Raw genomic sequence first — 12,396 nt, 5'->3', positions numbered from 1 at the left:
TTGGTGCGAATGCTTTCGGTTGGGCGGCGGGGTCAAGCGCGGAGCGCCCCCGTCACCCAACCTATACGGGAAAATGTTTTGGGTTGGGTGGCTGAGCGGTCAAAAGCAACGGTCTGTAAAACCGTCGGGCTACGCCCTACAGAGGTTCGAATCCTCTCCCAACCAATCTTTTTTATGGGAGGGAGAGGATTTGAACCGGTATCGGGAATAGGCGAGCCCCTACCGTCAGGCGCCAAGCGCCTGGGCTCGCCGCGAATCCTCTCCCAACCACGCTTATCGCCAAATAGGAGCAGGTGACAATATGCCACTCAATATCATAGTCTGTGTGAAGAATACTCCCGCCACGGTCAACATGCCCGTGGACTCTGCCACCGGGAAGCTCAAGACCGCCGGGCTCTCCTACGCCATGAACCCGTTCGACGAGTACGCGGTCGAGGAGGCCTTGCGCTTAAAGGAGCGCTTGCCCGGCTCCACGGCCACAGCACTCACTCTGGGCCCGGACTCCTCCTGCGAGGCGGTCCTGCGGGAGGCGATCTCCCGCGGCTGCGACGCGGGAGTGCTGGTGACGGGGCCGGAATTCGCGGACGCCAATCCCTACGCCACGAGCTTCGCCTTGGCCGCGGCCGTGAGGAAGCTTCACGCAGAAAAGCCCGTGCACTTGCTCCTTTTCGGCAAAAATACCAACGATGGAAACTCGGGCGCCGTCGGGCCTGAAACCGCGGCTTGGCTCGATTGGCCGGGCCTCACTTCCATCAAGAAAATAGACGCGATAGACGAGAAGTCCGCCACGGTGTGGCGCACGGTGGAGGACGGGGTCGAGGTCCTCAAGGTCGCCCTCCCAGCCGCGCTCTCCACGGTCAAGGAGATCAACGAACCGCGCCTGGCCTCCCTCAAAGGAAAGATGGCGGCCAAAAAGGCGGCCATACCCAAATGGAGTTCCGCGGACCTCGGCCTAAATCCCAGGGAGCTGCAGGCAGCGCTCTCCAGCACCACGGTTTTGCGCTACTCCCCCCCTCCTCCCCGCCCCGGGGGAATCAGGGTCGAGGGCGCCACCGCCGCAGAGAAAGCCAAGAAGCTCGTGGATATTCTGGTAGAGAGGAAACTGATCTAATGGCTATTTTAACAGTCGCCCTGACCCCGCGCGGGAAAATGATCCCGGCCGCCTACGAGCTCTTGACGGCCGGCCGGGCGCTTGCCGACAGCCGCAAGGAGCCATTGTGCGCCGCGGTTCTCGGCAGCAAGGCCCCCGAGTTCGCCAAGAACCTGCTCGAGCGCGGAGCCGACAAGGTCTTCACGCTATCGGACCCCAGGCTCGACAACTTCAACGACGAGCTCCACGCCAAGACCCTGGCGGCTCTCGCCCGGAAGGAGGGCCTCGGCCAGATTCTTCTTCCCGCCACCGTGGCGGGGCGCTCCTTGGCCGCGCGCCTCTCGGTCCTTCTCAAGGCGGGCCTAGCCTCGGAGGTCTGCGAGGTGCGCCAGAACGGCACGGGCCTCAAGGCCAAGCGCTACCAATATAGCGGCAACGTAGTCTCCGAGCTCGAGTTCAAGTCCCAGACCCAAGTCCTCACGGTCCAGGCCATGGTTTTCCCCCCCGCTGAGAAGCAGGCGGGGCGCGCCGGGGAGATTGTTCCCGTCGCCCTGGATGCGTCGGTCGAGAGTCGCATTGAATTCCTGTCCTACCAGCCGGAGGAGAGCAGCGAGATCGACCTAGCCAACGCCGAGCGAGTGGTCTCGGGCGGCCGGGGCCTTGGCTCGGCGGAGGCCTTCAAGGCCATCCGCGAGCTGGCCCAGGCCCTGGGGGCCGCGGTCGGAGCCAGCCGCGCGGTGGTGGACTCTGGCTGGATCGCCTACCGCCATCAGGTCGGCCTCACCGGTCGCACCGTCAGGCCCAAGCTGTATCTGGCCTGCGGAATCTCCGGCCAGATCCAGCATCTGGCGGGGATGTCCTCCTCCGGGACCATCATCGCCCTCAATACCGATCCGGACTGCCCCATGATGCAGATGGCCAGCATCTCCGTCCAGGGAGACCTCAACGAGCTCCTCCCACTCATCACCGCCGAGATCAAAAGGCGGCGAGGTCAGTCTTAAGGCCTAACCATTAAACCCCTGACACCAGCCGAAAAGCCCGGCTGGCCTTAGGACCTCTTCCTCCGTCTTCCTGGGCCCTTCGACTCATTCTTCCTCAACCTCAAACCAGTAAAATTTTAAAAGCTCGGGAATTAAAATCGAGCCTGGAGGAATCATGATAAATCTTTTAAGTCTGGCACTCTTGTCAGGATTAGGCATGGCCTCGGCCCAGGAAATTCCTGCCGTAGGCTTCAAGGAAGTGGAGGTCGCCGCCGCCGAATACCGCTATCCCATCATCATCACCATGAATCTGGCGCAAAGCCATGACGAATACGCCTCCAGCGGGGGGTTTCAATTCCGCCAGTCCGCGGCCAACCGATTCGTCGAGACCATCCTCGACATCCCGGGCTTTCCCTTAGGAAAATTCCCCCGCACCATGCACGAAGAAACGCTGACGAGCTTCCCGGGAGACGGCAAATCTCAGGGCTCCTCGCAAATCGCCCTTTCCCCGGCCAAAGACAGGCCGGATCTGGCGTGGGTCAAGGTCAGCCGCACGGTGCAGGGAGACTTCGACGAGTTCCGGTTCTACTTCAAGGTGGACTTCTCGGCCGAGGCAAGGTTCACGCGCGGCTCGTGGCAGGATTTCGAAGCAGGCCATGAAGTGGCGCTCGAGCTCACCCCGGTAGGAAAGCAGTCGGCCGACCGCGCCTTCCAGGGCTCCCTCACCCAGGCCAGCCCCCAGATGCACCAGCAGTTCGAGAATTACCTGGCCAAGAAATTCCCAGGGAATATAAAGCTTGGAGACTTCATCTCGACCATCAAGACTTCGCAGGCCCTGGCGCTCTACGGGAGCAAATCCAAGCTCAAGGTGAGCGAGCCGGAAACGCAGATCAAAGTCGAGACCGGGATGCTCTAGCACTCAGCGGCATCAGAAAATGCTTTGCCGCTGATGTGCTACGCCGACTCGTCGCGAAAGGGATAAACGCGCTGGGAGGGCTCCTTGATCCCCTGGCTCGTGAGGAAGGCGCAGACGACCTCCTCCTCCTTCTCCTGCCATCTCGGTTCGGGAGCCTCGACCCCGACCTCGATGGAGCCCCCGGCGATCATGGAGTGGCCCCCGCCCCGGTTTCCACCCCCGAGCAGGCGCTTCAAGAGCCTTCCTGCCCTCCCGGAAGGATCGTTGGTGCGCAGCGAGATGTAGAGCCGCCCCTGCCAGCGCCCGGTGACCACCGACCAGCCCATTTTTTCGTGAGTGAGGAGAAAGTCCGCGATCTGAGCCACGCGGTCCGGGGTCTGCAGGGGGCCGAGGCTTACTCCGATGATGTTGCGGCATACAAAGGCGTTGCGGATGCCGCGGGCCAGGATTGAAAAAAATGCCCCCGGCCTCTTGGGATAGGAAATCCGCCAAAGGGCCTTCATGTGAGCCTTCGGCCAGAGGGCCTGGTAGACCGCGATGTCCCGATCTCCGGCCTCCCGCCCCAGGTTCTGCGTCTCGGAGCCGATCCCGTAGACGATGGCGGTGGCAAGGCTCTTGGGGATCTTGATGCCGGAGGCGAGCAGGGCCTCGGCCAATATGGTGCTGGTAGCTCCCACGCTCTCGTCTATCAGGAGAAGATCAGCCTGCGTGTCGGCGTGGCGCGGGTGGTGATCTATGATGAGGTCCGGCTTGCGGCGCGGCGGACAGCGGTTGTTGCGAAAAGGCGGCTGGGTGTCCACCAAGGCCAAATGCTGGGCCTGGGCAAGCTCTCCCTTGCGCAGGGGATGGGCCGGGATGGTCAGGCGTTCGGCCATCAGGCGGTTCTCGGCCCGGCCGATGATTCCTCCGTAGAGGATGCGCGTACGCACCTTGGCCACCCCCTGGACAAGGTGCGCCAAGGCCCAGGCGCTCGCGAGGGAATCCGGATCCGGATGGTCGTGGGTCAAGATCGTCAGGGGTCTGAGTTTGCCGGCCTCCTGGTCCAGGAAGGAGAGAAGGCGCCGAGCATGAAAAGAGATTTTCATCGGATGCCGCCGAATCCCACGAAAAACAGCCAGATGAGGACCGCGAGACCCAGGGCAATGAGCTTTTCCCCCACGTTGTGCCGGAAAAAATGCCTAAAGCTTTCCTCGCGGGTATGGGGAGCCAAGGCCTCCAGGAATTTCTCCACGGTCTTCTGGAGGGTCCTGAGGTTGCTCACCTGCGATATCTCCCCGCCCCGGGCCATGGCGATGGTGCCGTGCTCTTGACTGGCCACCAGGCACAGGGCGTCTGTGCGCTCGGAGAGACCGAGGGCCGCGGTGTGCCGCGTGCCCATGTTCGTGATTTTCCCGAATTCCTTGGACAGGGGCAGATGAGCCCCGAAGCGGCTGACCCGGCCGTTCTCGATGAGAAGAGCCCCGTCATGACCGAGGGAGTGCGAGTCGAAGATGCTCTTAATGAGGGCCTCCGACATCTCCCCGTCCAAGTCCCAACCCCCCTCCACGTGCCGGTCCAGGGGATCGCGCCCCTTGAGGACCACCAAAGCCCCGATCCGGTCGTGGGCAAGATCCGACAAGGACCTCACGATGATCTCAGTCTGGCGCGAGACCGGCTCCTCCTGGGGGCTGGCGCCGGTGAGGCTCCACACCGCGATGCGCTCGAAAAAGCTCCTCAGCTCCTCTTGGAAAATGACCACGATGGCTATGAATAGGATCGCGAAGAACCCCTGGAATATCCAAACCGTCATGTACATGCGCATGACCCGGGCCAAGGTGTAGACCAATGCCAGCATGAGAAGCCCTCGCGCCACGAAGGCGGTCTTGGTGCGCTTGAACCATACCAAGAGGGCGTAAATGAGCACGGCCACCAAGCCGATGTCCAAGAAGTCGGACAGGCCGAAGGCCTCGAAAGGGTTCTGGTTCATTGCTTTTTCTTGTCCCCCATGAGCTCGGGCAAGGTCCAGATCATGTCCTTGCGGCTGTACGAGGAAAGCTCGACCTCGTTGGCGTCCATATGGATGGCGTCCACTGGGCAAGCCTCCACGCAATAGCCGCAGAAGACGCAAAGCCCGAGGTCGATGTCGAAGGTCTTGGCGCGCTTCTCCACCAGGACGTCGGGGCTGTCCTCGGCCGTGATATGGATGCATTTGGCCGGGCAAATGGTCTCGCAGAGAAGACAGGACGTGCAGCGCGGCGAGCCGTCCCCTCGCTTGAGCAGCCTGTGCCGGGTGCGCGCCCTTTTTCCCAGGACAGCCGGGTCCTCCGGATACTGGACGGTGACGGCTCCCTCCGGCGCCGCAAGGCCCACGGAGCGCCTGGCGTGGCGAGAAAGATTCACGAACAGGTGGCGGAAGGTGACGAGAAGGCCTCTCCACACTTCCCACAGGTAAATCTGTTCCCTGAAAGTGCGGCTCGGGCGAGAAACGGGACGGACTATCACCGCCATAGCCGTCCCCCCTTCAAGAAGTAGACTCCCCAGACCGTGGCGATGAAATTGAGGAGGGACAAAGGCAGGATATTCTTCCAGCTTAGATCCAGGAGCTGGTCGAAGCGCAGGCGAGGCAAAGTCCAGCGCACCTGCATCAGGAAGAAGAGGACGAGCATGAGTTTGGCGGTAAAGCTCGCCACCATGGCCGCCCCCCCCCAAGGCCCGGCGGGCGCTACGAAGGGAATCTGCCAGCCGCCAAGAAACAAGGTCACGGCCAGGGCAGATATCACGATGGACTCAACGAAGTCGGTCATGAGGAACATGCCGAATTTCATGCCGGAGTATTCCACATGGTAGCCCACGATCTCGGCCTCCCCCTCCGGAAGGTCGAAGGGCGTGCGCTTGGTGACGGCCGCCCCCGCGGTCAAGAAGAGAAGGAAACCCACGGGCTGGAGGAAAATCCCCCAAGCCGGAAGCCAGCCGCCCAGGAGCCGGCCCTGCCAGAGGCAGGCCTCCTGCAGGTCGAGGCTCCCGTAAATGAAGGCGACCCCGGCCACGCTGGAGGCCAGGCACACCTCGTAGGAAATCATTTGCGCGGCACCCCTAAGCCCTCCCAAAAGGCCGTAGTTCGAGCCGGAGGCGTAGCCCGCCATCACAATCCCATGAACCCCCAAGGACAAGAGGGCCAGGACCAGGACCAAGCCCGCGGGGCTTTCCACTGGCTGAAGGCTCCAGGCCTTCCCCGCGAACTCAACCGCACCCCCGTAGGGGAACGCCGCCAGACAGAGGAGAGCGAATCCCAAGGAAATAGCCGGGGCCGCGGTGTGGAGAACTCTACGGGCGTTCCTCGGGACGAAGTCCTCCTTGGTCAGCATCTTGAGAGCGTCCGCGATGGGATGAAACAGCCCCAACAGTCTTATCCCGAAAATTGAGGCCCGGTTGGCGCCGACGCGGTCCTGGAGCACGGCACTTTGCTTGCGCTCGACCCAGCCAAGGAACCCGGCAAGACCCAAGCCCAAGCCCAAAGCGAAGGCCACCTTGGCCAAAATCCACAAGGTCACGGCGCCGCCTCCAGCGGCGCGCTTTGGGTCAGGCGCTCGCCGAGCTCGGAAAAAATGCGCCAATCCGTTCGCGCTTGGCCCAACGGCTCCAAGGCCTTGCGGTAGAATTGGGTCTTGCCCTCGAAATTCGTGAAATGGCCGTCCTCCTCCGCGTAGGCCGTGGCGGGCAGGCGGTAATGGGTCAGATCACCGGTCTTTCCTTTACATGAGCCCTGAAAAACTGCGAGGTCAAGGCGCGAGAAAAGCCCGGCGGCTTTGTCCTTCCACACCTTGGCCGCGTCCCGGTCCACGATGTAGAGGCCCCAAACCAGGCCTGCCTCTATCTCCCGAGCCAAGGACTCCCAGGACTTAGATGGGATCTCGGTCCCGAAGCCGAAGGCCTCCCCCCCTTTGAGGTTGGGCACTTTCTCGCGGCGGCGCAGGAGCCCGTCCTCCTCCCCGACCTGGTCGGGCTCCGGGGAAAATAGGAAGCGGCGCACCCCCAGCACGTCGCAAAATAGCCTCTTCATGGCGGCCCAATCCTCGTTGGAAAAGGCCCCCGAGGCGATCACGGCAAGCCCCTCCGGACCCTTGGCCTTGAAACCATTTTTCAGGGCCGCGGCCACCTCGTCCAAAGCCCTCTCCCAGGATAGTTCCTGTCGGGGTTTGAGCCTAATGACGCGGCCCAGACGGTCTTGATCCAGGCTTTTGTAGCCGTAGCGGCCCTCGTCGCAAATCCAGTAGCCGTTGACCTCGGGGTTGTGGCGGGGCTTGATGCGCGCGGCCCGGCGCCCCTCGTTGTGCCAGGTCCTCTGGGTGTTGGTGTGAAGCGAGATGTTGCAGCCCCGCGCGCAGCCGGGGCAAATAGTGTCGGTCTCTTCCAGGTACCATACCCGAACCTTGTAGCGAAAATCACGCTCCGTGAGGGCCCCGACCGGGCAGATGTCCACGACGTTCCCGGAATAAGCGTTGTCCAAGGCCATGCCGGGGATGAGGTCCACGCGCTCCATATGGCCGCGGCCGAAAATCCCGAGTTCGCGGGTGCCAGTCACCTGATCCACGAAGCGCGTGCAGCGGGTGCAAAGAACGCAGCGCTCCTGGTCGAGCATCACGTGGGGGCCGATGGGCATGCGCTTGCCCTTGTGGAGCTTATCCTCTCGCACCTGGCTTTGGTAGCGGCCGATCTTCATGTAATAGTCCTGCAGGCCGCATTCCCCGCTCTGGTCGCAGACCGGGCAATCCAGCGGGTGGTTCACGAGGTGGAACTCGAGCGAGGCCGACTGCGCGCGGCGAGCAGCCTCGGAATCGCTTTTCACCACGAGGCCATCCTTGACCGGCAGGCGGCAGGAAACCATGGGCTTGGGCGCGCCCTCCACCTCCACCACGCATAGGCGGCAGTTGCCGGGGTTGCCCAGGGCCGGGTGGTAGCAGTAATGCGGGATCTCGACGCCGGCCTTCTTGGCGGCCTCCAAGACCAACGTTCCCTCGGGAGCCTCCACGGGCTTGCCGTTCAAGGTGAATTTAGCCATGCCTCTCGAAATCCTTGGGGAATTTCTTCATGAAGCCCCGGGTCACGACCCCGACCGTGTCGCCCAGGGCGCAGATGACCTTGCCGGTGATATTCTCGCCGATGCGCTGAAGGTTGGGCAAATCCCCCCCCACGCCCCGCCCCGCGAGGATCCGCTCCAAGATCCTCACCGTCCACTCGCTGCCTTCCCGGCAGGGAGTGCACTGTCCGCAGGACTCGTGGGCGAGGAAGCGCTCGATGTTGTGGGCGACCTCCGCCATGTTCACGGTCTCATCGAGGACGATCACGCCTCCCGCTCCCAGGAAGGAGCCGACCCCGCGCAGGCCCTCGAAATCCATGGACACGTCGATCTCATGGGAGGAGAGTACGGGCGTGGAGGCCCCGCCCGGGATCACGGCCTTGAGCTTCTTGCCGTCGCGCACGCCCCCCGCCGCTTCGAGTATGCGGCGCAACGGGGCACCCATCGGGAACTCGTAGACCCCCGGCCGCTCAACGTGGCCGCTCACGCTGTACACCGCGGTCCCGCCGCATTTGGGGACGCCGATCTTGGCGAACCACTCCCCGCCGTTAAAAGCGATTGCGGGCAGCATGGACAGAGTCTCCACGTTGTTGACGACCGTGGGCCTGCCCATGAGGCCGGCCACGGTCGGAAAGGGCGGAGGCTGCCGGGGCCATGCCTTCTTGCCTTCCATGCTCTCCAGAAGTGCCGTGTCCAGGCCCGAGATATAGGCCCCGGCCCCGCGCATGATCCTGACCCGGCAGGAAAATTCCTTTCCTAGAATATTGCCGCCGACAAGGCCCGCTTTCTCGGCCTCTGCCACGGCTTTCCTTAAGACGCGGTACTGGATCCCGTACTCCCCGCGAATGAAGACGAAGGCGTCCTTGGCCCCGATGGCATAAGCAGCGATAAGGAGGCCCTCCAAAAGTTGATGGGGGGAGCGTTCGATGAGCACGCGGTCCTTGAAGCAGCCGGGCTCTGACTCGTCGGCATTGGCCACCACGTAGCGGGGGCCCGGAACCTTTCCATCGGCAGGCACCGTGGCCCACTTCATCCCCGTCGGAAATCCCGCCCCGCCCAGGCCCCGCAGATTCGACTTCTTGACTTCCTCGATCAGTTCAATCCGGGAGAGGCTCAGAGCCTTTTCAAGGCCTTGATAGCCTCCCAAAGAACGGTACACCGGCAGTTCGGCAAGCCTCTCTTCATTGAAATGCCTCGTCAATATTCGGGTGGTCTCGTAGCCCTGGGCCACGGGATCGCGGCGGGACCGGAAATCGGGGATATCCCCCTGGCCCAGCGACGCGGCGATGGACTCCTGGCTCGCGGCTCCGACCAAGGTTTCGTTGACCAGCAGGGCCGGGGCGTAGTCGCAGGCCCCCAGGCATTCCATTTCCTCGAAGCTAAAACGGCCGTCAGGCGTGGACTTAAATGGCGGAACACCCAAATTCTTCTCAAGGCAAGAGGCCATGGCCGAGCTTCCGGCCATGGCGCAGGAAAGGCCGTGGCAGAGGCCGATGCGCTTCTTGCCCGTGGGCTCTTGGGTGAAGAACGGAAAGAACGTGGCCACCTCGCGCACGCGCGAGGCCGGCAAATCGAAGATCTCGGCCACGAAGCGCTCATGCTCGGGCTTGACACAGAGGTTCCACTCCTGGACCAGGCGCAGGGCCTCTAGAAGGCCCATGGGCTTGTAGGGGTAATAGGAAGCCCACGCCTTGAGCGCGGCGGCTTGCTCGGATGTGAACGCGGCCTCGGATGTGTTCACCGGTCCAGCTCTCCCGCGATCATGTTCACGGAGCCGAAGGTGGGGATCACGTCGGCCACGTAGGAGCCATTCAAGAGCTTGGGCAGAGCCGCCATGATGAAAAAGCAAGGAGGCCTGCAGCGCACGCGGTAAGGCCGATCTTCTCCCGATGACACGACGTGGAACCCGAGCTCGCCGTTTCCCCCCTCGACGGCGCAATAACCCTCGCCGGCCGGGATTTTGATCCCCCAGCTCCACATGATAAGCTCGAAATGGTTCATGAGCCCCTCGATATTGCCGTAGGTCTCCTCCTTTGGCGGCAGCACGGCCGAACGCTCCGCGGCCTTGACCGCGCCGAAGCTCTCCCGGCCCGCCCCCTGCAAAGTCTGATCCACCTTGGCTCTGTACTTGGATAAGAGAGCCGTCTCGCCCTGCTTGCCCGCGTCCTGGAACTCGAAGGCGTCCTTCATCTCCGAGGGCTCGAGGCTGTGCGCCCCGTCCGGGATCTTCTTGAAACACTGCTCGACTAAGCGCAGGCTCTGCTCCATCTCGGCCAGGCGCACGAGATAGCGGTCGAAATTATCCCCCTTGGCGCCCACCGGGACCTCGAAGTCGAGCCGGTCGTAGACGAGATACGGATGGGCCCGGCGCACGTCGTAGGGGATGCCGGTCGAACGCAGGAAGGGCCCCGTTATGCCGTAAGCCAAGGCGTCTGCCTGGGTGATGGCGCCGGTTCCCTCCATGCGGTCCATGAAAATCCTATTGCGGGTGAGGAGCTTGTCTGATTCGGCAAGGGCCTCTCGGACTTTCTTGAAGGCCGCGAGGCAACCCGCGGGAAAATCCGCCGGCATGTCGGCCTTGACCCCGCCCACCCGGGTGTAGGAGGTGGTGACGCGCGCGCCAGTCAAGCTGTCGATGAGCTGGTAGAGGTACTCCCGAGCCTTGACAAGATAAAGGAAGACAGTGAAGGAGCCGAGCTCCATGGCGCTGGCCCCGACGCAGGTCAGATGGTCGGTCACGCGAGAGAGCTCGGAGGCGATCACTCTCAGGTATTGGCCTCTCTCGGGAATCGTGATCCCGGCCAGCTTCTCCACGGCCAGGCAGTAGCCCGAATTGTTGATGAGGGGAGAGACGTAGTTCAAACGGTCCGTCCAGGGCACGACGTTGTTCCAGGTCTCGGACTCCGCGTGCTTCTCGAAAGCCCGGTGAAGGTAGCCAATCTCGACGTCGGTGGAAACGATGCGTTCTCCCTCCAATTCCAGAATAAGCCTCACCACCCCGTGCATCGCCGGGTGGGCGGGGCCCATGTTGAGCATATAGGTTTTTTGGGTTCTCATTCGTACTTGAGCGCGGGCCTTTGGCTGTTGAAGCTCGGGTTGTTCTCTGCCTCGCCGGCGGGCGGGCCGATGAGGGGCTGTCTCTTGGCGATGGGATAATCCTTGCGCAGGGGATGCCCCGAGAACGCCTCGTAAAGGAGGATCCGCTTGATCTCGGGGCGGTCGACAAATCGGATTCCGAACATGTCCCAAACCTCGCGCTCCAGCCAATCCGCGGCCGGCCAAAGAGAAGCCACCGAGCGCAGCTCCGGCTCCTCTGCCGTCGCGCAATGGACCTCCACGCGAGGCTTGTCCTCCAAGCCCGTGTCAGGGTTGAGGCACGCCAGGCGATAGACCACCTCGAAGCGAGGCTCTCGTCCCAGCTTGGAATAATCCACGCCAAAGAGATCCGCTAAAACGTTGTATCCCTCCTCCTTGAGGTATTTGAGCACATCGAAGGCCCGTCCCGGCCCCACCCAGCGGCTCTCGAATTCCATTTAAGCCCCCCGCCTGCCCTGCCTCTGGATTTTCTCCTGGAGGAGAATGAGCCCCTGCAGGACCGTCTCGGGCCGAGGCGGGCAGCCCGGGATGTAGAGGTCCACGGGAAGAATCGTGTCTATGCCCTGCACCGTGGCATAGTCGTTGTAAAAACCTCCAGTGCAGGTGCACACCCCAAAGGCCACCACCCACTTGGGAGCGGCCATCTGGTCGTAGATGCGCCTCAAGACCGGGGCGATCTTGTGGCTTATGGTACCCACCACCATCAAGACGTCTGCCTGACGCGGAGAGAAGCGCGGAAACCCCGCACCGAAGCGGTCCATGTCGTAATGCGAGGCCGCGGTGGACATATACTCCATGCCGCAGCAGGCGGTCACGAAGGGATATTGAAAGATGGAATACTTGCGCGCCCAGCCCAGGGCCGCGTCAAGCTGGGTCGTGAGCGTGCCCGCGGGAGCGAAATCGTCTACCGGCATTCCAGGACTCCCTTGCGCCAGAAATAGGAGAGCATGAGGCCCAGGAGCCCCACGAAGGAGGTCAGGACCAGGAGCTGGCCTAGGCCAAAAAAGGGCCGATTGAGGGCCCAGGGCAGGAGAAAGGCCAGATCCACGTCGAATACCACGAACAGCACGGCGAAGCGATAAAAAAGCACGGACATTTTCCCGACAGCCGCCTCGATCGGCGGCATCCCGGTCTCGTAGGGCATATCCGCGTCTCCCTGATGGGCCGGGCGCGGCCCGAGCCAGGACCCAGCCTTGAGCAATACCGTGATCAAGACCGAGACCAGGATCAAATTGAAGAGGAAGGCGACGGCGTTCAT

Annotated in this window: 13 protein-coding genes and 1 tRNA gene; 4 read left to right on the top strand and 10 right to left on the bottom strand. The window is 62.6% G+C overall.

The genetic code is table 11. From position 1 onward, the window contains the following. Positions 1-81 precede the first annotated feature (81 nt). The 4 genes from HY921_08195 (at position 82) to HY921_08180 (ending at position 2,986) form a co-directional block, all read left to right on the top strand. A tRNA-Tyr gene (locus HY921_08195) sits at positions 82-165 on the top strand. Positions 166-325: 160 nt separating this feature from the next. Next, positions 326-1,111 (top strand): electron transfer flavoprotein subunit beta/FixA family protein, encoded by a 786-nt coding sequence (locus HY921_08190; protein MBI5630848.1) that lies wholly within the window; start codon positions 326-328, stop codon positions 1,109-1,111. Next, positions 1,111-2,091 (top strand): electron transfer flavoprotein subunit alpha/FixB family protein, encoded by a 981-nt coding sequence (locus tag HY921_08185; protein ID MBI5630847.1) that lies wholly within the window; start codon positions 1,111-1,113, stop codon positions 2,089-2,091. Before HY921_08190 ends, HY921_08185 begins: the two co-directional genes overlap by 1 nt. A gap of 154 nt (positions 2,092-2,245) precedes the next feature. Continuing rightward, the gene (locus tag HY921_08180; protein MBI5630846.1) at positions 2,246-2,986 is read left to right on the top strand and encodes a hypothetical protein; all 741 of its coding nucleotides are present in this window, start codon (positions 2,246-2,248) and stop codon (positions 2,984-2,986) included. Positions 2,987-3,024: 38 nt separating this feature from the next. On the opposite strand, the gene HY921_08175 is transcribed toward HY921_08180, so the two are convergent. From HY921_08175 to HY921_08130, 10 genes are all read right to left on the bottom strand, one after another. Next, positions 3,025-4,071 carry a DHH family phosphoesterase gene (locus HY921_08175; protein MBI5630845.1) on the bottom strand — a complete coding sequence of 349 codons (1,047 nt, stop codon included), beginning with the start codon at positions 4,069-4,071 and terminating at the stop codon, positions 3,025-3,027. Further along, entirely contained in the window at positions 4,068-4,952 is an 885-nt protein-coding gene (locus HY921_08170) for a DNA integrity scanning protein DisA nucleotide-binding domain protein (GenBank protein MBI5630844.1), read from the bottom strand. The genes HY921_08175 and HY921_08170 overlap by 4 nt, the downstream gene beginning before the upstream one ends. Next, positions 4,949-5,473 (bottom strand): NADH-quinone oxidoreductase subunit I, encoded by a 525-nt coding sequence (locus tag HY921_08165; GenBank protein MBI5630843.1) that lies wholly within the window; start codon positions 5,471-5,473, stop codon positions 4,949-4,951. Before HY921_08165 ends, HY921_08170 begins: the two co-directional genes overlap by 4 nt. Next, positions 5,464-6,516 (bottom strand): NADH-quinone oxidoreductase subunit H, encoded by a 1,053-nt coding sequence (locus tag HY921_08160; GenBank protein MBI5630842.1) that lies wholly within the window; start codon positions 6,514-6,516, stop codon positions 5,464-5,466. Before HY921_08160 ends, HY921_08165 begins: the two co-directional genes overlap by 10 nt. Next, positions 6,513-8,024, bottom strand: a complete 1,512-nt coding sequence (locus HY921_08155) for a (2Fe-2S)-binding protein (GenBank protein MBI5630841.1) — start codon at positions 8,022-8,024, stop codon at positions 6,513-6,515. The genes HY921_08160 and HY921_08155 overlap by 4 nt, the downstream gene beginning before the upstream one ends. Then, positions 8,017-9,411, bottom strand: a complete 1,395-nt coding sequence (nuoF, locus tag HY921_08150; GenBank protein ID MBI5630840.1) for an NADH-quinone oxidoreductase subunit NuoF — start codon at positions 9,409-9,411, stop codon at positions 8,017-8,019. The genes HY921_08155 and nuoF overlap by 8 nt, the downstream gene beginning before the upstream one ends. A 368-nt stretch (positions 9,412-9,779) precedes the next feature. Next, positions 9,780-11,099, bottom strand: coding sequence for an NADH-quinone oxidoreductase subunit D (locus HY921_08145; protein MBI5630839.1), 1,320 nt, complete (start codon positions 11,097-11,099; stop codon positions 9,780-9,782). Further along, positions 11,096-11,575, bottom strand: coding sequence for an NADH-quinone oxidoreductase subunit C (locus HY921_08140; GenBank protein ID MBI5630838.1), 480 nt, complete (start codon positions 11,573-11,575; stop codon positions 11,096-11,098). Before HY921_08140 ends, HY921_08145 begins: the two co-directional genes overlap by 4 nt. Next, on the bottom strand, positions 11,576-12,052 hold the full coding sequence (gene nuoB, locus HY921_08135; GenBank protein ID MBI5630837.1) for an NADH-quinone oxidoreductase subunit NuoB: 477 nt from the start codon (positions 12,050-12,052) through the stop codon (positions 11,576-11,578). It lies immediately after the preceding gene. Then, positions 12,043-12,396 (bottom strand): NADH-quinone oxidoreductase subunit A, encoded by a 354-nt coding sequence (locus HY921_08130; GenBank protein MBI5630836.1) that lies wholly within the window; start codon positions 12,394-12,396, stop codon positions 12,043-12,045. The genes nuoB and HY921_08130 overlap by 10 nt, the downstream gene beginning before the upstream one ends.

Source organism: Elusimicrobiota bacterium (assembly GCA_016218575.1).
Classification (GTDB): domain Bacteria; phylum Elusimicrobiota; class Elusimicrobia; order UBA1565; family UBA9628; genus JACRDN01.
Note: the sequence above shows the minus strand (reverse complement) of the source record. Positions and strands in the feature narration are given on the sequence as shown.